The sequence below is a fragment of the Pseudonocardia sp. OZ21 genome (assembly GCF_059359135.1).
The window spans coordinates 55,020-81,164 of record NZ_JCADBN010000018.1 but is presented as its reverse complement, the minus strand read 5'-3'; the positions used below and the strand labels follow the sequence as shown (position 1 = coordinate 81,164).

Here is a 26,145-nt window from a genome sequence, read left to right as displayed (position 1 = left end):
GCAATCCGTCGAGCCGCGACACGCGCGCGTGGGGGTACTCATGACCGGTCCGATGTCCATCCGTGGCCGCGGCCGCTCGGTGGCGGCGGCTGCTGCCGCCGCGCTGGTGGCCGTGGCCGTGGCCGCCTGCGGGTCCGGCTCGCCCGACGGCGGCGGTGGCGCCGGTGGGGGCACGCTCGTCGTCGACTCGAGCTTCGACCTCAAGACGATCGACCCCGGCCGCGAGTACGAGCTGACCGGGCAGATGCTCACCAAGGGCATGTACGAGACGCTGCTGACCTTCGCCGGCAACGACCTGACCAAGCCGGTCGGCGAGCTCGCGACGGGTTACGAGCTCTCGCCGGACGCGACGACGCTGACCCTGCCGCTGGCGCAGGGGCGTGTCTTCTCCGACGGCACCCCGGTCACCGCCGACGACGTGGTGTTCTCCCTGCAGCGCCTCATCGGCCTCAAGGGCAACCCGTCGTTCCTGCTCGACGGCGTCACGGTGGCCAAGAAGGACGCCACCACGGTGGTGCTCACCAGCGCGAAGCCCAACCCGGCCCTGCCGTTCATCCTGCCCAACCCGGCGCTGTCGATCGTCAACTCGAAGGTCGTCACGGCCAACGGCGGCACCACCGACGACAAGGACGCCGCCGAGGGGTACCTCAACGGCGCGTCCGCGGGATCCGGCCCGTACGTCCTCAAGTCGCTCGACGTGGCCAGCCAGGCCGTGCTGACCCGGAACCCGGCGTACAACGGCCCCGACAAGCCCGGGTACGGCACCGTCGTGATCCGCAACGTCAAGGCGGCCACCCAGGTGCTCAACGTCCAGAAGGGCGACTCCCAGGTCGCGCTCGACCTCTCGGGCGACCAGGTGACGAGCCTCGACACGAGCAAGGTCTCCGTCGCCAGCGGCGCGTCGGCGTACACGATCTTCCTGCTGCTCAACCAGAGCGCCGAGGTCTCGCCCGCCACCAGCAACCCCCAGTACGTGTCGGCGGTGAAGAAGGCCATCGACTACCCGGGCCTGCTGGGCGTGGCCGGGACGGGCTCGGTGCAGCCCGCGGGCATCATCCCGTCGATGATCGCGGGGACGCTGCCCGCCGCCGACGCCCTCAAGCCGGACGTGGCGGGCGCCCAGGCCGACCTCGCCGCCAGCGGGATGGCGGAGCAGAAGCCCAAGCTCGCCTACCCCAGTGACCTCACCCTCAACGGCTTGAGCTTCCAGACGCTCGCCGAGAAGCTGCAGTCCCAGCTCGCCGCGGCCGGCATCGCCGTCGACCTGGCACCCGCCCCCGTGGCCACCGAGCTGGACAACTACCGCAACGGCAAGGAGCAGATGGGGCTCTGGTACTGGGGACCGGACTTCCCGGACCCGTCCAACTACCTGGCCTTCGCTCCCGGCGGCCTGATCGGGAAGCGCGCGAACTGGCCCGCCACGGCGGCGCCGGACATCGACGCGGTGGCCACCACCGCGGGGGCGACCGTCGACACCGCCCAGCGTGACGCCGCCTACCAGCAGTTCCAGCGGAGCCTCAACGCCTCCGGGCCGTTCATCCCGCTCGTGCAGCCGCCCTCCAACATCGTCACGGCGACGTCGGTGACGGGAGCTGCGTACAACCCGATCTGGACGGTCGATCTCGGTGCCATCGGAGCCAAGTAGCCCGGACAAGGGCACGGGAGCCGACAGCGACACGCACCGGGCCGGTCACCCGCTGGTCCGGTACGTGCTGCGCCGCATCGGGGTGTCGGCGCTGCTCGTCGTCGGCGTCACGCTGGTGACGTTCGTGCTGACGAACCTCGTGCCCGGCGACACCGTCGCGGCCAACCTGGGGCAGCAGGCGGCGGAGGACCCGACGATCGTGGCGGCCTACCGCGCCCACTACGGGCTCGACAAGCCGTTGCCGGAGCAGTACGTGATTTACCTCGGCAACCTGCTGCGCGGCGACCTCGGGGAGTCGCAGCAGACCCACCGGTCGGTCGTGGCGGACCTGTCGGCCGCGGTGCCCGCCACGTTGGAGATCGCGATCGGCGCGATCGTGCTGTCGATCCTGGTCGGCGTCGGCCTCGGGGTGGTGGCGGCGGTGCGGCGCGGGCACCTCACCGACAGCGCGCTGCGGCTCGTGTCGCTGGTGGGCATCTCCGTGCCCACGTTCTGGCTGGCGATGGTGGCGTTCTACGTCTTCTCCTACCAACTCGACATCGCCCCCGGGTCGGGCCGGCTCTCCCCGGCCACCACCGCGCCACCGGACGTGACCGGCCTGTACACGGTGGACTCGCTGCTCGCCGGGCAGTGGGTCACCTTCGGCGACGCCGTCGCGCACCTGATGCTGCCCACGCTGGTGCTGACGCTGTACACGGTCGGGCTGCTCACCCGCTTCACCCGCTCCGCCGTGCTGGAGGTGCTCGACCAGGACTACGTGCGCTCGGCCCGGGCGAAGGGCCTGCCGGGACGCACCGTGCTCGTGCGCTACGTGCTGCGTGCCGCGCTGGTGCCGATCCTGACGGTGGTCGGCCTGGCGTTCGGCGCGCTCCTGTCGGGCACGGTGCTGGTGGAACAGACCTTCTCCTGGCCCGGCATGGGCTCCTACGCCTACCAGGCCGCATCGCACCTCGACCTGCCGGGCGTGATGGGCGTGGGGCTGGTCGTGGGCGTGATCTACGTCGTGATCAACCTGGTCGTCGACCTGCTCTACGGCGCGATCGACCCCCGGGTGCGGGTCACATGAGCGCTGTGGTCGGCACGGATCCGCTGCGGTCGAGCGGCCTGCGGGCGCGGTTCCGCAAGCGGATACCCCAGGCCTGGCGCACCCCGCTGGGTGTCACCGGCGCGGCGGTGGCGGTGCTGTGGATCGTCGTCGCCGTCCTCGGGCCCGTCCTGTGGCCCTACGGCCCGCTGGCCCAGGACTTCGCCCGGCTGGAGGCGCCCAGCGGCGCGCACTGGTTCGGCACCGACGAACTGGGCCGCGACGTGTTCACCCGCGTGCTGGCGGGCGCGCAGGTGACCGTGCCGCTCGCGCTGCTGCTCGTCGGGCTGTCGGTGGTGGTCGGTGGCGTGCTCGGGCTGTCGGCGGGGTTCTTCGGACGCTGGGTCGACGAGACCGTGATGCGGCTGACCGACCTGGTGATGGCGTTCCCGATCGTCATCCTCGCCATGGTGGTGGCCGCGGCGCTCGGGGCGAGCCTGGTCAACGCGGTGCTGGCCGCACTGGTCGTGTCGTGGCCCGCGTACGCCCGCGTGACCCGGGGGCTCGTGGTGGGCGTCCGGACCGCCGACTACGTGCTGGCCGACCGGTTGCTCGGCTTCTCCGCCCTGCGGTCGCTGCGCACCGACATCGTCCCGATGGTGGTGGGGCCGGTGCTGATCCTCGCGACCCTGGACATCGGCACCGCGACGTTGCTGCTCTCGGGCCTGTCGTTCCTCGGGCTCGGGGCGAAGCCGCCCACCGCGGAGTGGGGGTCGATGGTGTCCACCGCGGTCCAGAACTTCGACTCGTGGTGGCTCGGCGTGTTCCCCGGCCTGGCCATCCTGACCGTCGTGATGGCGTTCAACTTCCTCGGCGACGCGCTGCGCGACGCCCTGGACCCGCGCACTGCGGGCGTCCTCGGAAAGGCCGAAACACGATGACGGCGGCGACCCGATGACGGTGCTGGACATCGCCGGACTCATGCTCTCCATCGGCGGGACCGAGATCCTGCGCGGCGTGGACCTGCGCCTGGAGGCGGGCCGGATCCAGGGCCTGGCGGGGGAGTCCGGGTCGGGCAAGACGATGACGGGGCTCGCGGTGATGGGACTGCTGCCGTCCGGGTCCCGGGCCACGGGGCGCATCACCTACGACGACCAGGAGCTACTCGGACTTCCCCCGGGCCGGCGCAACGCGCTGCGCGGCACCGAGATCGCCATGGTGTTCCAGGACCCGTCCACGAGCCTGCACCCGATGCTCAGCGTCGGCGCCCAGACCACCGACCACCTGCGCCACCACCTCGGGTTGCGCCGGGGCGCCGCGCGCGAGCGGGCCGTCGAACTGCTCTCCCGGGTGCGCATCCCCGATCCGGCGGGTGCGCTGCGCCGCTACCCGCACCAGTTCTCGGGCGGGCAGCGCCAGCGGATCGCCATCGCGATCGCGCTGGCCTGCTCGCCCAAGGTCCTCATCGCCGACGAGCCCACCACCGCGCTCGACGTCACGGTGCAGGCCGGCGTGCTGCACCTGCTGCGCGACCTGGCGTCGGAGATGGGCCTGGCGGTGCTGCTCGTGACGCACGACCTGGGCGTCATGAGCGCGGTGGCCGACCGGGTGGCGGTGATGCGGCACGGCGAGGTCGTGGAGGACGGCGAGCGCCACCAGGTGTTCACCGCCCCCGCGCACCCCTACACCGCGTCGCTACTGGCGAGCCTGCCCGGCGCCGCCGGCGGCGTGCAGAGCCTCGACGACGTGCGCGCACTGGAGGCGTCGTGAGCGAGCTTGCGAGCGAACCATCAGGCGCAGCAGCTCCGCGAACGTGGCCGACGAGCGTCAGCGTGGAGGCGACGTGAGCGAGCTTGCGAGCGAACCATCAGGCGCAGCAGCTCCGCGAACGTGGCCGACGAGCGTCAGCGAGGAGGCGACGTGAGCAGGCTGCTCGACGTGACGGGGCTGCGCGTGACCTACCGCGGCCGCCCGCCGGTGCGGGCCGTCGACGGCGTCGACCTCGCCGTGGATGCCGGGCAGGTCGTGGGCCTGGTGGGGGAGTCGGGGTGCGGCAAGTCCACCATCGCCCGCGCCGTCTGCGGTCTCGTGAAGCCGTCGGCGGGCACCGTGACCTTCGACGGCACGCCCGTCACACCGCTCGGGCTGCGCCGCCGTCCGGCCGCGCTCACCCGCGTCCAGATGGTGTTCCAGGACCCGTTCGGCTCGCTGCACCCCCGGCGGGCGATCGGCGTGCAGATCGGCGACGGGGTGCGCGCGGCCGTCGGCCGGGGTGCGGCGCCCTCCGAACCCGCGGAGTGGCTGCGGCGGGTCGGGCTGGATCCCGACGCCGCCCGGCGCTACCCCCACGAGTTCTCCGGCGGCCAGCGCCAGCGCATCGCGATCGCCCGGGCGCTGGCGGCGCGGCCGGACCTGCTCATCGGCGACGAGCCGATCTCGGCGCTGGACGCGTCGACGCAGGCCGTCGTGGCGGCGCTGATGCGCGACCTCGCGGTGGACAGTGGGGCCGGGCTGCTGTTCATCTCCCACGACCTGTCGGTGGTGCGGCTCATCGCCGACCGGCTCGTCGTCATGTACCGGGGGCGGGTCGTCGAGTCGGGCCCGGCCCAGGAGATCTGGCGCGACCCGCAGCACCCGTACACCCAGGCGCTGCTGGCGGCGGTCCCGGTGCCCGACGGCTCCGGGCGGATGCCCGCCCCACCCGTCGACGACGCCCGGTACCCGCAGGAGGCGGTCCTGCGCTGACGCGGACCAGCGACCGGCGTTCTCGCCGGTCGCTTGTAGGATCGACGGGATCCGATCGGCCCGCCGATCCGAGAGCGATCCGCGAAAAGTGAGGCTGTGATGGCGACCCCAGCGGTCCCGGCGCAGGCCGTCGAGTTCGACATCACGAACATGGTCGGCCACCTGCTTCGCGTCTGCCAGCAGGCACACCTCGCGATCTGGTCCGAGGTCTTCCCCGCCGGTCTCACGAGTCCGCAGTTCGCCGTGCTCAACGCGCTGGCTCACGAGGGCGAGCTCAACCAGACGACGCTCAGGTCACGCGCTCGTCTCGACCGCTCCACCGCGGCCGACGTGATCCGGCGCATGGCCGCCCGGCGGCTGATCACTCACATCAAGGATCCCGCCGACGCCCGACGCCGCGTCGTGCGGCTGACCCAGGCAGGCCGCGCGGTCCACTCCGAGGCCGTCGAGCGTGCTCTGCAGGTCAACGAGATGGTGCTCAAGGGGCTCGACGACACGCAGGGCATGCAGCTGGTCTCGCTCCTCCAGGCACTACTCGACCAGCATCGCGAACTGCTCGGCTACCCGGTCGACGACTAGCCCACTGCGCGTCGTCGCCGTCGATGCAGCCGATATTCATCCGTCGGCTGACTAAGTGATTATCTCCTCTTTGCGGTCGAGAAGCTGTGGCGCGGGACACCGCTCGACGAGCGTCTTAGCTGTTCAGAGCACTCAGGGCCTGGGTGACGGTTGACCACGGCTCGGAATTCTCCGTAGCTTCGTCAGTATGCGGATGAATTTCCCATCGACCCGGATCGATCCTCGATGACCCGCCATGAGCGCAGTGAGTTCCTGGTGGTCGGAGGCGGTATCGGCGGCCTTGCCGCCGCGCTCGCGCTGGCCCGCGAGGGTCATCAGGTTCGTGTGCTGGAACGCGAACCGCAGTTCGGCGAGATCGGAGCGGGGCTGCAGGTGGCGCCGAACGCCTCCAGGGTGCTGGAGCGCCTCGGCGTCCTGTCCGACGTCATGCGCGACGCGTTCTTTCCCCGCCGTCTCGTCCTGCGCGACGCCATGACCAGCGAGCCGATCACGGCGCTGGAGACGGCCCAGCCGTTCCTCGACCGGTTCGGCCACCGCTACTTCGTGACGCACCGGGCGGACCTGCACCGCGCGATACAGGTGGCCTGTGAGGACAGCGGGCTCGTCGAGCTGCTGCCGTCCAAGCACGTGCTGCGCGTCGAGCCCCGTCCGGACGGAGCGCTGGTCGCCTGCGCCGACGGCAGTGAGTACGAGACCACGGCACTGATCGCCGCGGAGGGGCTCCACTCCCGGACCCGCGGGCTGCTCATCGAGGACGACGCGCCTGAGGACTCCGGCTATGCCGCCTACCGCGGCACCGTGCCGATCGGTGCGCTGGCCGAGCACGGCGGGCTGCGTGAGCCGGACGGCATGGTGATCTGGGTCGGGCCACACCTGCACCTGGTGCAGTACCCGGTGCGCCGCGGGGAGCTGGTCAACCAGGTCGCCACGTTCGACACGCGCTACTACCCCGCCGGCACCGACGACATCGGACGCCAGCTCGACCGGGTCTTCGAGCGCACGTGCCCCGAGGTCGCCCACGGTGTGGCGCTCGTGGACCGCGCCCGGCGATGGCAACTGGTGGAGAGGGCGCCGGTGAGCGGGTGGAGCCGGGGCAACATCACGCTGGTCGGTGATGCCGCGCACCCGATGCTGCAGTACCTCGCCCAGGGCGCCTGCCAGGCGATCGAGGACTCGGTTGCGCTCGCCGACAGCGTGGCGGGGCATCCCGGCGACATCGCGGCCGCCTTCACGGCCTACGAGTCCCTCCGCTACCCGCGCACGGCGAAGGTCCAGACCACGGCCCGCACCTGGGGCGAGATCCTTCACATCGACGGGGTCGGCGCCGTCATGCGAAACGCGCTCCTGTCGCAGCGGGCCGACGACGATTTCGAGATTGTCGACTGGCTCTACGGGTACGACCTGAGCAGCAGTATCCCCAGGGAGAGGGACCTCGCACGATGACGTCACGCCGGACGAGGGGATCGAGATGAGCGACCTGCTGAGTGCGGTGCTGGAGGCCCACGGTGGGCTCGAGCGCTGGAACGAGCTCTCCCGTGTCCAGGCCTCCATCGTCACGGGTGGTGAGCTGTGGGGGATCAAGGGTCTGGTGCAGGACCCGGCCCCGCGACGGATGACCGTGGCGACGTACGAGCAGTGGGCCTCGGTCCAGCCCTTCGGCTCGCCCGACCAGAAGACCGACTTCACCCGCGACCGGATCGCCATCGAGAAGCTGGACGGTCAGGTCGTGGCGGAGCGGACCGACCCGCGGGAGTCGTTCTCGGGGCACGAGCTGACCACGCCGTGGGACGCGTTGCACAGGGCCTACTTCAACGGCTATGCGCTGTGGACCTACCTCACCACGCCGTTCCTCCTCGCGATGCCGGGCTTCTCGGTCGTCGAGATCGACCCGGTCGAGGAGCGCGGGCAGACATGGCCCGGGCTGCAGGCGCGCTTCCCTGCTCAGATCGCCAGCCACAGCACCGTGCAGGAGTTCTACGTCGGGGAGGACCACCTCCTGCGCCGGCACGACTACCGAGTCGACGTGGCCGGGGGGTTCGCCGCGGTTCAGTACGTCCACGACATCATCGATGTGGACGGTTTCCGGCTCCCGTCGAAACGGCTGGCCTACCGGTGCGGTGCGGACGGCCGAGCGGACCTGGAGCAGCTGATGGTGTCGATCGACCTCGGCGACATCCACTTCGTCAGGTGACGGTCGTGGCGCGGTGGAGGAGACCGGCGATGCCGAGCACGACGATCGTGAGGGCGAGCACGGCGGTGGTCGCCGCATAGACCTCGGGTGCCGTGCCGTAGGTGAGGCTGCTGTAGAGGTAGACCGGCAACGTGCTCACGGACGGTGTGGTCAGGAAGGCCGAGATCACGACGTCGTCGAAGGAGAAGGTGAAGGCCAGCACGGTGCCGGTCAGCACCGCGGGCAGGAGCGCGGGAACCACGATGTCGCCCAGGATCCGCAGCTCGGAAGCGCCCAGGTCGCGCCCGGCGTCCTCGAGTCGGCGATCGAGGGTGAGCACCCGCGCCCGGACGATGAGCACGACCACCACCATCGTCATCGGGGTGTGCGCGGCCGCGAGCGTCAGGAAGCCGAGCGGGACGCCGGTCCGACCGGCGAACTGCAGGACGAGACGGCGAGCACGACCTCCGGCATGATCACCAGCAGGTAGCCGAGGCCGCCCGGCGCCCGGCGCACGCGCGCCGACGGGTGGCGCACCATCGCATAGCCCCACGCCGAGCCGAGCAGGCCGGAGACGGCCGCCACCACGAGGGCGACCTGCAGGCCGGTGAGCGCGGCCGAGCGGAGCGAGTCGTCCCGCCACGCGTCGGCGTAGGCCCCCAGCGACCAACCGGTGAGACGGGCGGTCTGCCTGCCGTCGATGCCCTGGTTGAACGAGTAGAGCACGGAGACGAGCAGCGGCAGGTACAGCACGGCGAGCCCGAGGCCGCAGATGATGCCCAGCGCTGTGCGGGTGGACCGCAGTCTCGTCATCGCAGCCGTCATCGCGGCGCCTCGTCGAACCCACGCGTCAGGCGGAGCAGCATGGCCACCAGCACACCGACCGCGACCAGGATGAGCACCGCGATCGCCGAGCCCAGCGCGTAGTTCTGGGACTGGACGTACTGCGTCTGCAGGAGCTGCCCGAGCAGGAGGCCGCGCCCGCCGCCGAGCAGTTGCGGCACCACGAGCTCGCCGAGCATCGGCACGGCCGTGAGGAGCGCGGCGGTGGCCATCCCCGGCCGGGCGAGCGGCAGCACCACCGAGGTGAACCGGCGCCATGCCCCCGCGCCGAGGTCGGCCGCCGCGTCCGTCGTCGACCGGGGGATGCGGGAGAAGACCACGTACTGCGGGAGGACGGCGATCGGGAGGTAGCCGTAGACGATGCCGATGACCGTCGCGGCCCGGGTGCCGATCAGGTCCAGCGGCGCGTCCAGCAGCCCGAGTGCGTGGAGAACCGCGTCGACCGGCCCGCCGCTCGCCAGGATGACCTGCCAGGACAGCACCCTGATGAGGAAGCTGGAGAAGTACGGCAGCAGGATCGCGGCCAGCAGCGCGCCGGCGAACCGGCCGGCGTGGCGCGCGATGAAGTAGCCGATCGGCATGGCGAGCAGCACGCTGAGCGCGCCGCAGCCCACCGCGAGCACGACGGTCTGCACGAAGGTCTGCGCGTACAGCCCGCTCAGCGCGGTGCGGTAGTTGTCGAGGGTGAGCCCGAACGTCACGTCGCCGAAACCGGAGTGGGCGAAGGACAGCGCGACGGTCAGCAGCACCGGCGCGACGAAGACGACCGTGAGCCACAGACCCGGCGCGGCGGCCAGGAGATGGGGCAGGAGCGTGGCTGCGCCACTCCTCGGCGTTGCGCGCCGCGTCTGGTCAGGACAGCGCATGGAGCTCGGTCTGGATCTCCTGGTAGACCGGGATGGTGTCCGGGTTCACCACGAAAGTGGTGAGCTTCGACAGGTCCACCCCGGCGCCACCGAAGATGAGGTCGACGTTGTCGATGCCCGGCGGCAGCTTGCCGCGCAGGCCCGCGAGCCGGTCGGGTAGCCGAGGAACCGGGTGTCGGTGATCTGTGCCTTCTCGGTCAGCTCGTAGTTCAGGAACGAGTAGACCGCGTCGAGGTGCGGGGCGTCCTTCGGTATCGCGTAGCTGTCCACCCACAGCTGGCTGGTGGGGCCGGGCACCGACCAGCGCAGCGCGGGGTTCTGCTCGATGGCGCGCCGCGCCCCGGCCTGGTCGTGGATGGCCAGCACGATCGAACACGGTGTTTCAGAACTACGCGCTGTTTCCTCATCTCTCCGTCGCCGAGAACATCGGGTACGGCCCCAAGCTGCGCGGGGGTGAGGACCACGGACCGGGCGGTCCTGGTCGACCATCTCCTGCGGCTCGTGCAGCTCGAGGGTGCGCAGCAGCGGCGTCCCGCGCAGCTGTCGGGCGGGCCAGCAGCAACGCGTCGCCATCGCACGGGCACTGGCGAACGAGCCGGCGGTGCTCCTGCTCGACGAGCCGCTGGGGGCTCTGGACCGCCGGCTGCGGGGGGATCTGCAGATCGAGCTGCGCCGGATCCACCGCGAGCTGGGCACGAGCTTCGTGTACGTGACCCACGACCAGGACGAGGCCTTCGGCCTCGCCGACCGGGTCGTGGTGGTGCACGAGGGCCGCGTGGAGCAGCAGGGCACGCCCGCCGAGATCTACGACGCGCCGGCGACGCTCTGGGCGGCGCGCTTCATCGGGGAGTACAACTTCGTGGACCTCGCGCCGTTGCGCGGGCAACGACGTGACGTCGCGGCCACCGATCCAGACGCTTCCCGAATCCGGTCGCTCGAACCCGCCCAGCACCCGCATCGCCGTCGTCTTGCCACTTCCGCTCGGTCCGACGATCGCGACGAACTCACCCTCCGCGACCGTCAGATCGAAATCGACAAGTGCCTCGACGCCGGGATAGCTCTTCGACACACCACGGAGCTCGGCACACCACGGCCCCGTCGAGAAAGCAGCATGGATCGATGCTATTGCGCTCCCAGTCGTACGTCGAAGGGAGGAAACATCAATTCTTCGATGCGTCCGTCACATCTGGGAAAATCCTTCCGGGGCGTGACATCGGAGCCTGATCGGACATTCATCGCGGAACGAATGGCACTGCTGCGGCGCCTCTTGAATGAAGGATGCCGCGGGCAGCTGCCGACAAATGCCGTGCCACCGGGGGCCGACGCGGAGATCCGCAGCTCGGGGCCCACGTCGACGACCTCGGTGACCCGCACGGGCACGGCGTTGTCCACCGCGAACCGCGGGCGCGGTTCGATCGCCACCCGCTCCTGGCGCACCGCGACCGCAACGTGCTCGCCCACCGCGGGAGCTCCGTGTGCCGTCTCGGCGTGCAGGAGTCCCACATCCGTGGCGATGCTCCACCGCGAACCACGGACGGTGTCGACCCGGCCGGTCAGCCGTTGACGATCGGGTCCACGTCGGAGCTGGTGAACTGCGGTTTCGTCCGGGTGACCCAGTCCTTCATCCGATCACCGCCCGCGCGGATCACGGACTGGTCGGTGGTGTTCCAGTCCTTGCCGTCGGCCCAGAGCGCGACGCCGACGTTCTCCCAGCCCGACCCGGAGAGCCGGATCTTCCGAGAGCGTGTCGTTGGAGTCGTAGGTGGTGATCTTCGGCGTGATGCCGCTCGACGCGGTGATGGCGGTGAGGTTGTCCTGGGCGAAGTGGTTGGCCCAGCTGTAGATGTCGAGCTGGGACGTCGCCGCCGAGCCGCCGCCCGAGTCACCGCAGGCGGCAAGGAACGCGGCGGCCGACAGCGCACCGGCGGCGCCGAGGAAGTTCCGGCGGGTCAGCCGCAGGTCGTGCAGGGTCATGGAGGGCTACCGTTCATCAGAGCGGTGGACAACGGATAGACGTGCGCCGATGCGGCGGCCCAGTGCGCCACGACGTCGGCACCGACGTCGGGAACCGTGGAGTCTCCCCAGATGGTGTTGTGGGCGATCAGTGGGTGGTGTGCCGGGGGACGGCGCAGCCGTCGGGGCCGCAGACGCCGTCGGCCTCTCCGAGGACCAGGAGTGGCTGAGGATCGGGGTGGCTGTCCTGCCACGCCCGGGTCATCATGGCGAGCAACTGGTCGGTGTCGACGGCGCCGGGGACGGCGTAGCGACCGTCGATGACGAGGAAGGGTGCGCCGCGGGCCCCCAGACGCTCGGCCTCGCGCTGGTCGGCTTGCACCTGCGTGTGGTAGCGCCGCTCGTGCAGCGCCTCGGCTGCCTCGTCGCGGTTCAGGCCGACCTCCTCCGCGAAGTCGAGGACCTGGTCGGCGGTCCACAGCGTGCGCGCTTCTCCGAAGTGGGCGCGGAACATCGCCGTCCAGGTCTCGGGGCCGCGGCCCTGGGCGGCGGCGTGGGCGAGCAGTTCGTGGGCGTGGTCGGTCGGGCCCAGGGTCCGGTCCAGCGCGCGGTAAGGGTCCAGGCCGTCGGCGTGGGCGGCGGCCTCGATCCCGGTCAGGATCTCCACGCCGGTCGCTGTGGGCATCCCGGCCATCTCGAACAGCCGGCGCTGCGTGACGCCCTCGCGGGGGAGGTCGGGGTGGAGTTGGAAGGAGCGGTGGACGACCCGCACGTCGTCGGCGTGCTCGAAGCGGTCCAGCGCCAGGGACAGTCGGTGGTCCATCAGCCCGCAGTACGGGCAGATGATGTCCGACCAGAAATCGATCTTCATGCCGATAGCTCCTCGGAAACTTCTCTTCTGTTCGTAACCACACCCTGCATTAGAATCAGGATCGATACAAAAGGCACATTCATGTGCGTGACCAGCGAGGGGTGACAGGCGTGAGCCGGAGCAAGCTGGGGGAGGCGCGCACCGACGTGCGCGCGAACGTGCGGCGCGCTCCGGGCCCGTGCGCACGCTGGAACGACCTGGACGCGGACTTCATCCGGGAGATCCTTGATCTGGTCGGTGACAAGTGGAGCGTGTTGATCATCGGGACCCTCGCCGACGGCCGGGTTCGCTACTCCGACCTGGCCGACGCCATTCCCGGCATCTCTCAGCGGATGCTCACTCTCACGCTCAAGCAGCTGCGGCGCAGCGGCCTGGTCGCTCGCACCGCCTACCCGGAGGTCCCGCCCCGCGTCGAGTACTGCCTCACCGAACTCGGCGCCTCACTGCTGTCCACGGTCCTGGCCTTGGCGGCCTGGTCGGTCGACCATCAGGCCGAGATCCGCCGCCACCAGCGAGCGTTCGACCCTGTCGACACGCCGCCGAACGCTGAGCCGGCTCGACAGATGAGAGGGACTCGCGCCCCCTAAGGAGGCCGTATGGCATTCGATGTTCTCAGGGAGCGCTGGGGGACGTTCGTTCGATCGCCGTTCCTTCCAGGAGCTGTGCTCGTGGTGGTCGCGACGGTTGCGGCCGGCTTGTTCGCGGGTTCCTACACCTACGCGACGGCCAACCCGATGCCGCGCGACATTCCCACGGCGGTCACCGGCGTTCCGGGCGCCGTAGCCCCCCAGGCCACGTTCGTTGCAGGCCTGGAGCGCGCGATAGGTGCCTCGCTGCGCTTGCACCACTACGACTCCTACGACCAGGCACGTGAGGCGGTCGACCAGCAGCGAGAGTTCGCCATCCTGCGACTGCACGCGGATGGCACGGAACTGCATGTCTCCGGTGCCTCGGGTGCGTCCGTCGCGCAACTGCTGGAGCAGGTCGCTCCGGAGGTCGCCAGGTCGCTCGGCGTGGCAGTCACGGTGCGGGACATCAACCCGCTGCAGCGTGGGGATCCACGTGGGCTGGCCATCTTCTACATCGTGCTGGCGTCGGTGGTGGTGGGCTTCGTGGCGGCCATCCAGCTCAGCGTGCACGCAAAAGGCCTACGATCTTGGCAGATGCTGGCTTTCACCGCGGGCTATGCGGTGCTGGGCGGACTGGCGATCCTCGCTGCCGTCGACTGGGTGTTGGGAGCGCTGCGGCTGCCGCTGGCCGAGTCGTGGCTGGTACTTTCGCTGACCCTGTTCACCTGCGGCGCCGTCTTCCACATGTTCAGCTCGTTGTTCGGGCGCTGGGCGATAGCGCCGACGTGGGTCCTGCTGGTGATGCTCGGCAATCCCTCGTCCGGTGGCGCCGTGTCCTGGCCCTTGTTGCCGACGCCGTTCGGCACGATAGGTCGATGGTTGCCGCCAGGCGCGGCAGTGAACGCCCTGCACACCGCCATCTACTTCGGCGAGAACCAGTATGCGTTCCCGTTCCTGGTCCTCCTGGTATGGGCGGCGGCCGCCTGCGCGGTCTTCGCGTTCCGGAGCTCGAGAATTCCCGTGGTGACGAGATAACTTGTCGAGGGGCCCGTCGGGCCGGACGCGCGTCGCTGTGAGCTTTGTCCAGGGCACGGTTCGGATCGTGTCCGCTGCGTCACCGGAAGCCGTTCAGGATGACCACAGCGGCGAGACTGCAATGATGGATCACGTAGTGTCGACAACAGCGGGAGAGGTTCGCGGACGCGCGGCGAACGGGGTGTCCCGCTTTCTGGGCATTCCGTATGCGGCGGCGCCGGTGGGGCCGAACCGGTTCGCTCCGCCGGCCCGTCCGCCCACCTGGGACGGGGTCCGCGACGCGCTGGAGCACGGACCCACGGCACCTGCGTCCAGCGACCCGGGGCCACTGGAACGGCTGCTCCCGGCTGTGGTCATCCCCGGAACGGAGTACCTGAACGTCAACATCTGGGCTCCCGCAGACGCCGGCGGAGCTCCGGTGATGGTGTGGGTCCACGGTGGCGGCTACGTCAACGGGTCCAACTCGCGGCCGACCTTCGACGGCACCGGCTTCGCGCGCGACGGCGTGGTGCTGGTGGGCGTGAACTACCGGCTCGGCGCCGAGGGCTTCCTGCTGCTGCCGGGCGGCACGCCGAACCTCGGCCTGCTCGACCAGGTGGCGGCGCTGCGCTGGGTGCAGGAGAACATCGCCGCGTTCGGGGGTGACCCCGCCAACGTCACCGTGTTCGGCGAGTCCGCAGGCGGGATGAGCGTTGCGGCGCTGCTGGCCATGCCCGTCGCCGACGGCCTGCTCCGGCGGGCCATCGTGCAGAGCGGCGGTGGTCATCTCGTCCTGTCGGCGGCTACGGCCGCGCGGGTCGCACGCCAGGTGGCCGACGAGGTCGGCGTGCCTCTCGAGCACCTCCCGCAGGTGTCACCGCAGCGCTTGGTGGAGGCGCAGCAGGCACTCGCCGCCCGGATCCAGGCAGGCCCCGATGCCGCCGGGTGGGGCGGGGCCGCCGTCAACGCACTGGTCTACGAGCCGGTGGTGGACGGCCAGGTACTGCCCGACCTGCCGATCCGCCGTATCGCCTCGGGATCAGCCGCCGGGATCGACCTGCTCGTGGGGTCCACCCGGGACGAGTACCGGCTGTTCCTCGTGCCGTTCGGCGTCATGGACCGCGCCACCGAGGAGACGCTGCAGGCCATCGCCGCCGAGTACGGGCTGCCGGAGGGTGCGCTCGACGAGTACCGGGCGGTGCGCCCGGATGCGTCCCCCGGCATGCTGCTCACGGACGTCGTGACGGACTGGTTGTTCCGGATCCCGACGATCCGGATGGCCGAGGCGCACCCGGGCACGCACGTGTACGAGTTCGACTGGCCGTCGCCGGAGTTCGGCGGCGCGCTCGGTGCCTGTCACGCGCTCGAACTGGGGTTCGTGTTCGACACGTTGCGCTGCACCGCTGGACTCGCGGGCCACGAACCGCCGCAGGACCTCGCCGACGCGATGCACCGGGCGTGGGTCGCGTTCGCCACCACCGGCGATCCGGGGTGGGAGCTCTACGGGCAGGAGCGCGCCGTCCGGCGCTTCGGCACGACGGTCGAGACCGTGCGCGACCCCCGCGGCAACACCCGGGCGGTCTGGCACGCGATCCGCTGAGACGTGGCCGGTACGGCTGGCACTCATCGTCAGCCTGCCGGCACTCCTGGTGTGGTGGGCGCCGGTGCGGGCGAGGCAGCCTCGAGGGACCCGAATGCCCGAGGAATCGAGGAGCAATGGCAGTGGTGCTCGACCGGCCGAGCGTCGGTGAGGCGGACCGCAAGCAGCGTGCGGACCTGGTTGCGCGGGCCGCGGACCTGGTCCCGCTGCTGCAGCGCAACGCGCAGCGGACCGAGGACGGGCGGCGCGTGGTCGAGGAGAACATCGCGGCGATCGAGGCCGCCGGGTTGTTCCGGCTCACCCAGCCGAGGCGGTTCGGCGGGTTCCAGGCCGACTTCCGCACGAAGATCGAGGTGATCAGGGAGCTGGCCCGTGGCTGCGGGTCGACGGGATGGACGACGAGCCTGCTCACGGGCGGGTCATGGTTCATCGGCATGTGGAACGAGCAGGTGCAGAACGACGTGTGGGGCGAGGACCCCGACGCCCGGATCGCCGGTGTGCTCGCCCCGACCGGCAGCGCGACGGCAGGGCCCGGCGGCTTCACCGTCTCCGGGCGGTGGTCGTACTGCACCGGCTGCCTGCACGCCCAGTGGCTCTTCCTCGGTGTCCCGGTCGTGGACGCCGAGGGCACGGTGGTCGACCACGGGCTGGTGCTCGTGCCCGTCGCCGACGTGGGCATCGAGGAGACCTGGTTCGTCGCCGGGATGCGGGGCACCGGCTCCAACACCGTGGTCGCGGACGAGGTCGTCGTGCCGCGGCACCGGTTCATCTCGTTGCGCACCCTGCAGGAGGGCGGGAACGACAGCCCGCACCCCGACGAGGAGCTCTACCGCGTCCCCTTCGCGGCTGCCGCGATGACCGACCTGGCAGGCCCGCAGCTGGGGCTCGCGCAGGCGGCGCTCGAGTTCGTGGTGGAGCAGGCCGGCCGCCGCGGAATCGCCTACACCGACTACGCGACCCAGGCCGACTCGCCGGCCGTCCAGCTCGCGGTGGCGAAGGCGGCAGCCCTGATCGACACCGGTGAGCTGCTCGTGTTCCGGGCGGTCGCCGAGATCGACGACGCCGGGCGGCTCGGCTCGATGCCGGACCACCGCACCCGCGCCCGCTGCCGGATGGACGTCGCCCAGGCGGTCGTGAACGCGCGCGAGGCGATCCGTGAGCTGGTCTCCGTGCACGGCTCGGCGGGGTTCGCAGAGTCCAGCCCGCTGCAGCGCATCTGGCGCGACAGCGAGGTGGCCAGCAGGCATGCCGTGGCCAACCCGGCGGTCGGCGCGCAGGTCTACGGCCGTGCCCTGCTCGGCCTGGGCGAAGGGATCACGCCCCTCGTGTGAGGGGCCGCAGACGTGTGCCGGCGGTTGAGGGGACCGCCGGCGCCGCGGCCGCGCGGCAGGTCGGTGCGGAACGCCACGCCGATCGGGACCGCACGGGCGGGAGCATCATGGACGGGTGACCGTGCCCCAGGACGACCCCACGTCCGACGCCGCCGGGGCGTCCAGCGGGTGGTCGACCCGCGGCATCCGCCCACAGGGCGCGTTCGCCGCATACCGGGACGTCATCAGCCACACCTTCGTCCCGCTCGCCGCCACGCCGCTGCGCGACGCCGCGTTCCGCGCCACCATCGATCACGCCGGCGGCCGCGACCTGCAGCTCTCGACGGTGCGGGCCGACGCCCACCGGATCCGGCGCACGTCCAGGCTGATCGATGACGCGGACGAGGCCTACCTGATGGCCACCGTCCAGGTGGCCGGGCAGAGCACGGTGCAGCAGGACGGCCGGGAGATCGAGCTCCTCCCGGGGTCCCTGGTGTTCTGCGACAGCACGCGCCCCTTCGACTTCACCTTCGACGACGCTTTCGAGCAGGTCGTCGTCCAGATGCCCAGGACGTTGCTCCAGGCGCGCAGCGGACTGAGCGACCGGGCCACCCGGCAGGCCACAGCCGTGCGACTGGACCCGGAGGGCTCGGTGTCGGTGATCACCGGGTTCCTGTCGTCCCTGGCTTCGGTCTCGCGGCAGGACCCTGTCGGCGCGGCCGTACTGGGCGACCATGCACTGGGGCTGATCGGCGCGGCGCTCGGGTTGGCGGCCGGCGCGGGGCCGTCCGAGCCGGACGCCCACGAACTGGGGCGGGCGCGGGTGCGGGAGTTCCTGCGCATGAACTTCGTCGACCCGCGGCTCGACGCCGACGTCGTTGCACGCGCCTGCCACATGTCGCGCCGCTCGCTGTTCCGCCTGTTCGCCGACTCGCCGCTCTCGCTCGCCGACGAGCTGCGGCGGATCCGGGTGGACCACGCCGGCCGGCTGGTGCGGGCCCGCCCGTCGATGTCAGTGGCCGACGTCGCCGCCGCCTCGGGATTTGCCGGCGAGACCCAGCTGTATCGGGCGTTCCGCACCGTGCTCGGCACGACTCTCACCGCCCACCGGGCCGGCGCCGGACTCTAGGGCTGTTGCGCGGACGCCGATATCGACAAGATATCCGTGCGGTGGTTATGACGGCCGTGGAAGATGGTCAGGGGGGCGCCGACGCCCGGCAGGTATGTGCGTCAATACGGACAGAAGGTCCGGCGCGGTACCCAAGAGGGACAAATGTTGGGGTGGCTGACATAGCTGTGCGAAAAGTGGCTGGTATCCGTGATCCGCGTAACGTGGCAACTCTTCTGGCTCTCGTGGTGTCACTCGGATTGACGTTGACCGCGGCCAGTGGCGCCGCAACTCCGGAGCGCTTCGTGGTGCGCGTCCTGGTGATCACCATGTTCGATGCCGAGACCGCTCCGTGGCTCCACCACGAGTCCCTGCCGGTCACGATGCAGGTGCCCTACGTTCCCGAGCCTCTGCACTGCAGCGCCGCAGGGCTGTGCGTGGCCACGATCGGGGAGGGAAAGTCCAACGCGGTGGCGAGCATGACGTCCTTGCTCGACGACCCAGGTCTGGACTTCCACGACGCCTACTTCCTGACGGCGGGCATCGCGGGCGTATCGCCCGGCGCCGGGACGCTCGGGTTCGCGGCATGGGCGCGGTGGGTGGTGGACTGGGATCTCGGCCATCACCTGGAACCGGGCAGTGCGCCCGGCGTTCCGTACGGTTACCTGCCCTACGAGGACCAGCATACGAACGTCTTCCATCTGAACGACAAGCTTGTGGACGAAGCCTTCGACCTGACGAAAGGGCTCGTGCTGTCCGACAGCGCAGAGGCGGTCGCAGACCGAGGTCACTACCCGGGACAGGCCGGCCGGAAGCCGTTCACGACGGTGTGCGACACCGTCACAGGCGACGACTACTGGGCCGGCGCCGAGTTGTCGAAGACCGCCCAGTACATCGTCGGGGTATGGACGAACAACAAGGGGAAGTACTGCACTTCTCAGATGGAGGACAGCGGTACGGCCACTGCTCTTGCGCGTCATGGGTATCTCGATCGGTATCTCGACCTGCGCACCGCGAGCGATTTCGATCAGCCCTATCCCGGGCAGGACATCCGAGACCTGCTGGCGCAGTTCCCGGGCGCGGTTCCGGCAGTCCAGAACGCCTACCTCGTGGGCTCGACCGTCGCCCACCACCTGCTCGACCACCCGCACTGAGCAGCGCGAGCAGCAGGACGGGCAGCAGTCCGTGCTCCGCGCGCGGCATCGAACCCTGATCTGCGCCCCGTGACTGACTGACCGACGTCCTGCGGTCGGGCCTCCCGACGTCACAGATCCGGTCCCTGTCCTGTCCTTCAGGAAGCGGGCGGCGCTTCTGCCTGCTCGAGTGAAGGGACCATCGAGACGTGTTCGACCAGCGGCAGCACCACCATCGGGGACGCGTGAGGACGGGCGACGGGCAGGTCAGCGGCACTGGGTCCCACGGCAGCCACGTGGCCGCGCGCGACCATTGCCTCAGCCCGGGACGCGCGGTGGACCGGCCCACCGGGGCGGCCCGCTACGGACGCATGTTCCCGGACCTGGACCCGCTGGGTACCGATCCGCAGTTGTTGATGCGTGCGGGTGGTGACGGCGGGATCTGCGATGCCGCGGCGGTGCTGGAGGGGCTGAGCCCCGGTGACGAGGACGATGCCACCGAGGCTGCGGGGTGGCCGTTCTTCGGTCAGTTGGTCGCGCACGACATCACCGCCGACCGCTCACCCATCGCAGGCGACGTCGCCCCCGATGCGCTGCGCAACGCTCGTGCCCCGATGTTGAACCTGGAGTTGCTCTACTCGGACGGCCCGGTCGGCTCGCCGTACCTGTTCGATGTCGGTGACCCGGCGAGGTTTCTGCTCGGACCGGACGGCGCCGACGTGCCGCGGAACCAGCAGGGCGTGGCCCTGATCGGTGACCCCCGCAACGACGTGCACCTGTTCTCGCTGACCCTGCACGTCGCGCTGCTGCGCGCGCACAACCGCATCGTCGACCTGCTGCGCGCCGACGGGGTGCCCGAGGCCGACGTCTTCGACCGGGCACGGACCGCCCTCACCTGGCATTACCAGTGGATCGTGGTCCACGACTTCCTGCCCCGGCTCGTGGGGACGGGTCTGGTGGAACATGTGCTCGCCGAAGGCGGCCGGTGGTTCGCTCCGTCGCTGTCGCAGGCCTTCATCCCGTTGGAGTTCGCCGACGCCGCCTACCGCTACGGCCACGGCCAGATCCGGCACACCTACCGGCTCGTCGACGGCGGTCCCGCAGTGCCGATCTTCCCCGACCTGGTCGGGTTCGGACCGCTGCCGGTCGACCGCCGCCTGGATCTCGGGCAGGTCTTCGATCTGCCCGGGCGCCGTCCCGCGCAGCGGGCCAAACGCATCGACGGGCGCCTCGCGGCCAGCCTCATCGGTCTTCCCGAGCAGGTCACCGGCGCGGTGGACACCGACGCGTACCGCTCGCTCGCGGTGCGCGATCTGCTTCGGGGGGAAACCACGGCGCTACCCAGCGGTGAGGCGGTCGCGCGGCTCGTCGGCGTGGCGCCGCTGACCGGTGACGAGGTGGAGCAGGCCTGGCCGGACGGCACCCCGCTGTGGTTCTACATCCTCAAGGAGGCCGAGCACCGCGGCGGCGGAGATCGGCTCGGTCCGGTCGGCGGCCGGATCGTGACGGAGGTCCTGATCGGGCTGTTGCGCGCCGACCCGACCAGCTACCTGGGCCGGGAACCGGACTGGGAACCGACCCTGCCTGCCACCGGACCGACCTTCGGCCTGGCCGACCTGCTCGCCCTCGAAGCCGGCGCCGAGCGTGGTGACGGTGAGGAGGTCACTCGACGGCGGTCCGGCGGAGGCCCCGGTCGCCCGTGACATGGCCGCCGGCAGGGCGCTGTTCGCGGGCCGACGTGTCACAGATCCGCGTGCTGCCTTGTCCTCGCTTCCGACGCCGCCCGATGACGAGGGCGGCGAACCCCGTTCGTCGAAACGAAGGGATACGTCGTGAAGGTCGTTGTGATCGGTGGAACGGGACTGATCGGCTCGAAGCTGGTGGCCAAGCTCGGCGAGCACGGGCACGAAGCGGTGCCCGCCGCCCCGAACACAGGCGTGAACACCCTCACCGGTGAGGGGCTCGCGGAGGTGCTCGAGGGCGCGGCGGTCGTGGTGGACGTGTCGAACTCGCCGTCGTTCGCCGACGACGCGGTGCTGGAGTTCTTCCGGACCGCCACCACCAACCTTCTCGGCTACTCCGCGAAGGCGGGGGTCGGGCACTACGTGGCGCTGTCGGGTGGTCGGCACGGACCGGCTGTCGGGGTCGGGCTACTTCCGGGCGAAGATCGCCCAGGAGAAGCTGATCCGCGAGTCGGGCCGGCCGTACTCGATCGTGCACGCCACCCAGTTCTTCGAGTTCGTCAAGGCCATTGCGGACGTCAGCACGGTCGACGGCGAGGTCCGCCTGCCGTCGGCCCTGATCCAGCCGATGGCGTCCGACGACGTCGCCGCCGGGGTCGGACGCGTGGTGGTGGGCGAGCCGCTGAACGGGATCCGCGAGATCGGCGGCCCGGAGCAGTTCGGGCTCGACGAACTGGTGCGCAAGGGTCTCGCGGCGAAGGGCGACCCCCGGAAGGTCGTCACCGACGAGGAGGCCCGCTACTACGGGGTGCGGCTGGGCGCGCGGACACTGCTCCCCGGTCCGGACGCCCGGCTCGGGGAGACCACCTTCGAGAAGTGGCTCGCCCAGCAGTAGTCGCGAGCCCGCGGCCGCCGCGCACCTGCGGGTGCTTCAGGGGGCCGGATCGTCGCGGTGCATCCAGCAGGACGAGCAGGTGCCGAGGACCTCGACGGTGTGGGTGAGGTCGGTGAACTCGTGCCGCAACCCGATCGTCGCGATCCATGCCTCGAAGGGCTCGGAGTGGATCGGGACGCTGTAGCCGCAGCTGCGGCAGCGCAGGTAGTGGTGGTGACCGGAGTCGGGGCGGTAGCGGTAGAGCACGGTCCCGTCCTCGGAACGGGTCCTGTCGATGTCGCCGATGTCCGCGTAGGTCCGCAGGGCGCGGTAGACGGTGGTCAACCCCATCCGGTGCCCGTCGGAGGTGAGCTGGGCGTGGAGGGCCTGGGCCGTCACGAACGCGGAGCTCGCGGCGAGCGCGGCGAGGATGGCCCGTCGCTGCACCGTGGCGACCGGGACCGACGGCGCTCCGCGGGTGCGTCGTGCACGGCCCCGGTCCGGTGTCGACGGCCCACCCCGCGCGGGGTCGTTCATCGCGGGGGCGCCGGCACCGGGCCGCTCGTACGGCGGGGGACGGCGCCGGGGCGTGCGCGTCGGGCGGCCCGCCGCTGGGTGATCACCACGGCGAGGACGTACTCGGCGGCGGCGGCCGCCATGATCGTGAAGCTGGGCGGAAGGGTCGGCACGGCGTAGGCCAGCACGATCCCGGCCCACGTGGCGACGAGGGCCAGCGCGGCCGAGAGCGCGAGGCCGTGCCACGGCCGGTCGGTGAGCCGCCCCGCGGCGGCCGCAGGCGCGGCGAGCAACCCGAACACGAGGAGCGCGCCCACGATCTGGCTCGTCTCTGCCGCGGCAGCGCCGACGACGGCCAGGAAGAGCGGCCCGATCAGGCGCACGGGCACCCCGGTCGCGGCAGCAACGGCGGAGTCGACGCTGGCGAACAGCAGCGGGCGGGCGATCACGAGCAGCACGACGATCAGTCCGGCGGCGATGGCCGCCGCCGTGGCCGCCGCGCCGAAGCTGATCCCAAAGATCGATCCGAACAGGACGGTGACGTTGGCGTTGCTGTTGTTGTTGGCCGCATGCGTGGTGAACAGGGCGAGGAAGAACGCCCCGACGCCGAGGACCCATGCCAAGGTCGTCCCGATGATCACGTCGTCGGCGTTCACCCGGCCCCCCAGCAGCCCGAGGACGATCCCGAGCCCGACCGCGGCCACGAACAGACCGAAGCGCAGGTCGAGGCCGGCGGCCAGCGCCGCGAGCGCGCCCGTGTAGGCGACGTGTGAGAGCGCGTCACCGGCGAACACCTGACCCCGCAGGACGACGAAGTAGCCGGCGAGCCCGGAGAGAAGAGCGATGGAGGTGCCGGCGATCAGGGCCGTCTGGATGAACGGATGCGAGAGCATGGCGATCACGATGTGCGTCCGGCGGGTACGGGTCGCGGTTCCGGCATCCCCTGCCGGCCCGGGCGCTCGAGCCGGGCACGGTAGGCGATGGCCAGCAGGTACACCGCGAACGCCAGGGTGGTCACCCAGAAACCGATCGGGTACGGCGAGAAGAACGCGATCGTCTCCCCGGCCCAGGTCACCAGGAGGGCGAGCCCGACCGACAGGACGACCGCGGCAGCCGGCCTGGCGGACAGACGGGTGGCCGCCGCAGCCGGCGCCACCAGGAGTGCGAAGACGAGCAGGCTGCCCGTGACCTGGCTGCAGCCTGCCGTGACGATGCCGAGCAGCACCAGGAACGCGACGTCCAGCAGGCGCACGGGGATCCCGCGGGCGCGCGCCACGTCGGGGTCGATGGTGGCGAACAGCAGGGGGCGGCCGAGCGCGACGAGCACGACCAGGCACCCGACGCCCGCGACGAGCAGGATGAGTACCTGCGCGTCGGAGACACCGGTGATGGTGCCGAACAGCAGGTTGTTCAGTCCGGACAGGAAGCCCTTGTAGAGGCTGACGAACATGAACCCGGACGCCAGCGCCAGGGCCTGCACGGTGCCGATACCGGCCGACTCCTCGCCGTGGCCGCCCGGGCCGGAGCCCGGCCGGCGGGCCCCCGGGAGCAGGGCGATGACCAGCGCTCCGGCGATGCAGAACCCGAAGTAGCCGGCGGCGACGTCGATTCCCAGCCACGTGGCACCCGCTGCACCCGGGAACCCGATCGTGGCCAGCGTGTGCCCGGCGAAGCTCTGCCCGCGCAGCACCATGACGTAGCCGACCGCACCGGCGACGACGGCGACGATCGTGCCGGCGCGCAGGGCGTTGAGCATGAAGTGGTAGCTGAGCATCTGCTGGACGTCGGCCACCAGATTCCAGGTCATGGCACGGACCTGCCGGGCTCGGACGGGTGGTCGGGGCGGCCGACCACCACCAGCCGGCCCTCGCGGTCCCGCAGCACGTCGATGGGGGTGCCGTAGAGCATCGACAGGGTGTCGGCCGTGATGACCTGCTCGGGCGGCCCCATCACCGCGCCGCTGTGTGCGAGGTAGATGACGTGGTCGAGGTAGCGCAGGATCGGGTTGACGTCGTGGGCGACCATGAGCACCGCCACGCCCTGGCTGCGGCAGACCGACTGGATCAGTGCGCTGACCGACGCCTGGGTCGTGACGTCGAGGGAGCCGAGCGGCTCGTCGAGCAGCAGTAGCTCGGGCCGGCGGACGAGGGCCTGGGCGATGAGGAGCCGTTGCTGCTCGCCGCCCGAGCACTGCCCGATCGGGCGCTCGGCGTAGGCACCGGCGCCGACGAGGTCGATCACCTCGGCCACGCGCTGCCGCGTCGCGCGGGCGCGCCGTCCCGACAGCACCCGGGGCAGCGGGATTCCCCAGCGGTCGCCGTCCCAGCCCAGCCGGACGATGTCGGCGCCCCGGATCCGCACGCCGGCGTCGAACGCCCGCCGCTGGGGCAGGTAGCCGATCGCGGCGTTGCGGCGTCCGGGCCGGGAGCCCAGCACGGTCATCTCTCCCGAGCTGACCGGAACCAGCCCGAGCAGGGCCTTGACCAGCGTGGACTTACCCGCTCCGTTCGGTCCGAGCATCGCAACGAACTCACCTGCTCGTACCTGCAGGGTCACCCCCGACCAGAGGGTGCGCCCACCCACGGAGCAACCCGCCCGCCGCAGCGACACCACGGCCGGCGCGGCAGCGACCGCGCTCAGAACCGGGGCCGGGCCGACCTGGCTCGACGGGCGGATCATGTGCCGGCGCTCTGTGCGAGCGCGGTCTGGAGGGACTGGAGCTGCGCCGTCTGCCAGTCCTCGAAGGTCGCGTTCGCAGGCGAGAGGGTCTCGGTCACCTGGACGACCGGGATGCCGGCCTTCTTGGCCTCGTCGACCTGCGCGGTGACGTCCGGCGTGGAGTTCTGCGTGTTGTAGACGTACACCTTGATCTTCTTGCCGGCGATCTGCGCGTCGATGGTCGACTTGTCGGCGGCTGACGGGTCGGTGCCGTCGTTGATGTCGTTGAGGAACGCCGGGGGAGTGATCAGGTCGAGGCCCAGACCCTGCGCGAGTGGGGCGAAGATGCTCTCGCTGGCGCCGACCGGGGCGCCGGGGTACGTCGCCCTGATGTCGTTGATCAGCTGGTGGTACGTCGCCAGGCCGGTGTTCTCGAACGTCTGCCGCTGCGTGTCGTAGTAGGCGCTGTCGGCGGGGTCGAGCTCCTTCAGGTCCGCGGTGATGGCGTCGGCGACCTTCTCCACGTCGGGAGGGGAGTACCAGCGGTGCGGGTTGCCGCCATCGGGGATCCCGACGACCTGCCCGACGTCGAGGACGACGCGGCCGGGGTCCGGGTTCGCCGCCACGGACTGCTGCGCCCACGAGTCGTAACCGATGCCGTTCTCCACGAACAGCTTCGAGCCGGCGATGACCCGACTGTCGGCCGGCGTCGGCTCGTAGTCGTGCGGATCGGTGTTCGGGTTGCTGATCAGCGACGTTTCCTTCACGTGGGTGCCGCCGAGCTGCTCCAGGATCGAGCCCCACGCGTTGATGCTCGAGGCCACCGGGATCACCTCGCCGCTGCCGGCCGCGGACGGCGTCGCCGCTGCCGACGTGGATGCCGTGGGAGGAGAGGCGCACCCCGCGAGGCCCACTGCGAGCGCCACTGCGGTGAGGGGGACGACCAGGGAACAACGAGACGACATGCAGGCTCCAGCCGATCGGG

The 26,145-nt window shown here is 70.9% G+C and carries 27 protein-coding genes and 2 pseudogenes; 17 read left to right on the top strand and 12 right to left on the bottom strand.

All coding sequences use genetic code 11. The annotated features are described in order from the left end of the window. The first annotated feature begins 40 nt into the window (after positions 1-40). The 8 genes from AC5L35_RS31285 (at position 41) to AC5L35_RS31250 (ending at position 8,184) form a co-directional block, all read left to right on the top strand. Positions 41-1,645: an ABC transporter substrate-binding protein gene (locus AC5L35_RS31285; RefSeq protein ID WP_495063329.1), complete on the top strand. Its 1,605-nt coding sequence runs from the start codon at positions 41-43 to the stop codon at positions 1,643-1,645. Continuing rightward, positions 1,626-2,711: an ABC transporter permease gene (locus AC5L35_RS31280; RefSeq protein ID WP_495063328.1), complete on the top strand. Its 1,086-nt coding sequence runs from the start codon at positions 1,626-1,628 to the stop codon at positions 2,709-2,711. Before AC5L35_RS31285 ends, AC5L35_RS31280 begins: the two co-directional genes overlap by 20 nt. Next, entirely contained in the window at positions 2,708-3,610 is a 903-nt protein-coding gene (locus tag AC5L35_RS31275) for an ABC transporter permease (protein ID WP_495063327.1), read from the top strand. Before AC5L35_RS31280 ends, AC5L35_RS31275 begins: the two co-directional genes overlap by 4 nt. A gap of 13 nt (positions 3,611-3,623) precedes the next feature. Further along, positions 3,624-4,439: an ABC transporter ATP-binding protein gene (locus tag AC5L35_RS31270; RefSeq protein ID WP_495063326.1), complete on the top strand. Its 816-nt coding sequence runs from the start codon at positions 3,624-3,626 to the stop codon at positions 4,437-4,439. 150 nt (positions 4,440-4,589) lie between these two features. After that, on the top strand, positions 4,590-5,414 hold the full coding sequence (locus AC5L35_RS31265) for an ATP-binding cassette domain-containing protein (protein ID WP_495063325.1): 825 nt from the start codon (positions 4,590-4,592) through the stop codon (positions 5,412-5,414). Positions 5,415-5,513: 99 nt separating this feature from the next. Further along, on the top strand, positions 5,514-5,993 hold the full coding sequence (locus AC5L35_RS31260; protein ID WP_495063324.1) for a MarR family winged helix-turn-helix transcriptional regulator: 480 nt from the start codon (positions 5,514-5,516) through the stop codon (positions 5,991-5,993). 225 nt (positions 5,994-6,218) lie between these two features. After that, complete coding sequence (locus tag AC5L35_RS31255) at positions 6,219-7,436, top strand: FAD-dependent oxidoreductase (protein WP_495063323.1); 1,218 nt, start codon at positions 6,219-6,221, stop codon at positions 7,434-7,436. Between the two features lie 25 nt (positions 7,437-7,461). After that, positions 7,462-8,184, top strand: coding sequence for a hypothetical protein (locus AC5L35_RS31250; RefSeq protein ID WP_495063322.1), 723 nt, complete (start codon positions 7,462-7,464; stop codon positions 8,182-8,184). On the opposite strand, the gene AC5L35_RS31245 is transcribed toward AC5L35_RS31250, so the two are convergent. From AC5L35_RS31245 to AC5L35_RS31230, 4 genes are read right to left on the bottom strand one after another with little or no spacing between them, the layout of a single operon-like run. Beyond that, on the bottom strand, positions 8,177-8,542 hold the full coding sequence (locus tag AC5L35_RS31245; RefSeq protein ID WP_495063321.1) for an ABC transporter permease: 366 nt from the start codon (positions 8,540-8,542) through the stop codon (positions 8,177-8,179). The two genes, AC5L35_RS31250 and AC5L35_RS31245, sit on opposite strands and share 8 nt — an antisense overlap. A gap of 23 nt (positions 8,543-8,565) precedes the next feature. Further along, on the bottom strand, positions 8,566-8,976 hold the full coding sequence (locus AC5L35_RS31240; RefSeq protein WP_495063320.1) for an ABC transporter permease: 411 nt from the start codon (positions 8,974-8,976) through the stop codon (positions 8,566-8,568). Between the two features lie 8 nt (positions 8,977-8,984). After that, on the bottom strand, positions 8,985-9,872 hold the full coding sequence (locus AC5L35_RS31235) for an ABC transporter permease (protein WP_495063319.1): 888 nt from the start codon (positions 9,870-9,872) through the stop codon (positions 8,985-8,987). Between the two features lie 45 nt (positions 9,873-9,917). Then, positions 9,918-10,238, bottom strand: a complete 321-nt coding sequence (locus tag AC5L35_RS31230; protein ID WP_495063318.1) for a hypothetical protein — start codon at positions 10,236-10,238, stop codon at positions 9,918-9,920. 148 nt (positions 10,239-10,386) lie between these two features. Between AC5L35_RS31230 and AC5L35_RS31225 the strand changes: the two are divergent. Then, a pseudogene (locus AC5L35_RS31225) lies at positions 10,387-10,461 on the top strand (hypothetical protein); the annotation flags it as partial. Positions 10,462-10,785: 324 nt separating this feature from the next. Here the strand turns inward: AC5L35_RS31225 and AC5L35_RS31220 are convergent. From AC5L35_RS31220 to AC5L35_RS31210, 3 genes and pseudogenes are all read right to left on the bottom strand, one after another. Then, positions 10,786-10,941: pseudogene (locus AC5L35_RS31220) on the bottom strand (ATP-binding cassette domain-containing protein); the annotation flags it as partial. A gap of 560 nt (positions 10,942-11,501) precedes the next feature. Beyond that, positions 11,502-11,846 (bottom strand): hypothetical protein, encoded by a 345-nt coding sequence (locus tag AC5L35_RS31215; RefSeq protein ID WP_495063317.1) that lies wholly within the window; start codon positions 11,844-11,846, stop codon positions 11,502-11,504. A gap of 127 nt (positions 11,847-11,973) precedes the next feature. Then, positions 11,974-12,696: a DsbA family oxidoreductase gene (locus AC5L35_RS31210; RefSeq protein WP_495063316.1), complete on the bottom strand. Its 723-nt coding sequence runs from the start codon at positions 12,694-12,696 to the stop codon at positions 11,974-11,976. A 110-nt stretch (positions 12,697-12,806) separates the two neighbouring features. On the opposite strand from AC5L35_RS31210, the gene AC5L35_RS31205 reads away from it, so the two are divergent. From AC5L35_RS31205 to AC5L35_RS31170, 8 genes are all read left to right on the top strand, one after another. After that, positions 12,807-13,283 (top strand): winged helix-turn-helix transcriptional regulator, encoded by a 477-nt coding sequence (locus tag AC5L35_RS31205; RefSeq protein ID WP_495063315.1) that lies wholly within the window; start codon positions 12,807-12,809, stop codon positions 13,281-13,283. A 9-nt stretch (positions 13,284-13,292) separates the two neighbouring features. Beyond that, complete coding sequence (locus tag AC5L35_RS31200) at positions 13,293-14,300, top strand: ABC-2 transporter permease (protein ID WP_495063314.1); 1,008 nt, start codon at positions 13,293-13,295, stop codon at positions 14,298-14,300. Between the two features lie 121 nt (positions 14,301-14,421). Continuing rightward, positions 14,422-15,879, top strand: coding sequence for a carboxylesterase/lipase family protein (locus AC5L35_RS31195; protein ID WP_495063313.1), 1,458 nt, complete (start codon positions 14,422-14,424; stop codon positions 15,877-15,879). 116 nt (positions 15,880-15,995) lie between these two features. Beyond that, positions 15,996-17,210, top strand: a complete 1,215-nt coding sequence (locus AC5L35_RS31190; protein ID WP_495063312.1) for an acyl-CoA dehydrogenase family protein — start codon at positions 15,996-15,998, stop codon at positions 17,208-17,210. Positions 17,211-17,325: 115 nt separating this feature from the next. Beyond that, positions 17,326-18,318: an AraC-like ligand-binding domain-containing protein gene (locus AC5L35_RS31185; protein WP_495063311.1), complete on the top strand. Its 993-nt coding sequence runs from the start codon at positions 17,326-17,328 to the stop codon at positions 18,316-18,318. A gap of 284 nt (positions 18,319-18,602) precedes the next feature. Beyond that, positions 18,603-19,451 (top strand): purine-nucleoside phosphorylase, encoded by an 849-nt coding sequence (locus AC5L35_RS31180; protein ID WP_495063310.1) that lies wholly within the window; start codon positions 18,603-18,605, stop codon positions 19,449-19,451. A 314-nt stretch (positions 19,452-19,765) separates the two neighbouring features. Continuing rightward, positions 19,766-21,133 (top strand): peroxidase family protein, encoded by a 1,368-nt coding sequence (locus AC5L35_RS31175; RefSeq protein ID WP_495063309.1) that lies wholly within the window; start codon positions 19,766-19,768, stop codon positions 21,131-21,133. A gap of 415 nt (positions 21,134-21,548) precedes the next feature. Further along, positions 21,549-22,007 (top strand): SDR family oxidoreductase, encoded by a 459-nt coding sequence (locus AC5L35_RS31170; protein WP_495063308.1) that lies wholly within the window; start codon positions 21,549-21,551, stop codon positions 22,005-22,007. A gap of 36 nt (positions 22,008-22,043) precedes the next feature. On the opposite strand, the gene AC5L35_RS31165 is transcribed toward AC5L35_RS31170, so the two are convergent. From AC5L35_RS31165 to AC5L35_RS31145, 5 genes are all read right to left on the bottom strand, one after another. Beyond that, positions 22,044-22,433: a Fur family transcriptional regulator gene (locus tag AC5L35_RS31165; RefSeq protein WP_495063307.1), complete on the bottom strand. Its 390-nt coding sequence runs from the start codon at positions 22,431-22,433 to the stop codon at positions 22,044-22,046. An 86-nt stretch (positions 22,434-22,519) separates the two neighbouring features. Continuing rightward, positions 22,520-23,395, bottom strand: a complete 876-nt coding sequence (locus AC5L35_RS31160; protein WP_495063306.1) for a metal ABC transporter permease — start codon at positions 23,393-23,395, stop codon at positions 22,520-22,522. Positions 23,396-23,400: 5 nt separating this feature from the next. Further along, on the bottom strand, positions 23,401-24,309 hold the full coding sequence (locus AC5L35_RS31155) for a metal ABC transporter permease (RefSeq protein WP_495063305.1): 909 nt from the start codon (positions 24,307-24,309) through the stop codon (positions 23,401-23,403). Then, a complete protein-coding gene (locus AC5L35_RS31150; protein ID WP_495063304.1) occupies positions 24,306-25,181 on the bottom strand; it encodes a metal ABC transporter ATP-binding protein in 876 nt (291 codons plus the stop codon). The genes AC5L35_RS31155 and AC5L35_RS31150 overlap by 4 nt, the downstream gene beginning before the upstream one ends. Further along, the gene (locus AC5L35_RS31145) at positions 25,178-26,125 is read right to left on the bottom strand and encodes a metal ABC transporter solute-binding protein, Zn/Mn family (RefSeq protein ID WP_495063303.1); all 948 of its coding nucleotides are present in this window, start codon (positions 26,123-26,125) and stop codon (positions 25,178-25,180) included. Before AC5L35_RS31145 ends, AC5L35_RS31150 begins: the two co-directional genes overlap by 4 nt. Between the last annotated feature and the right edge of the window lie 20 nt (positions 26,126-26,145).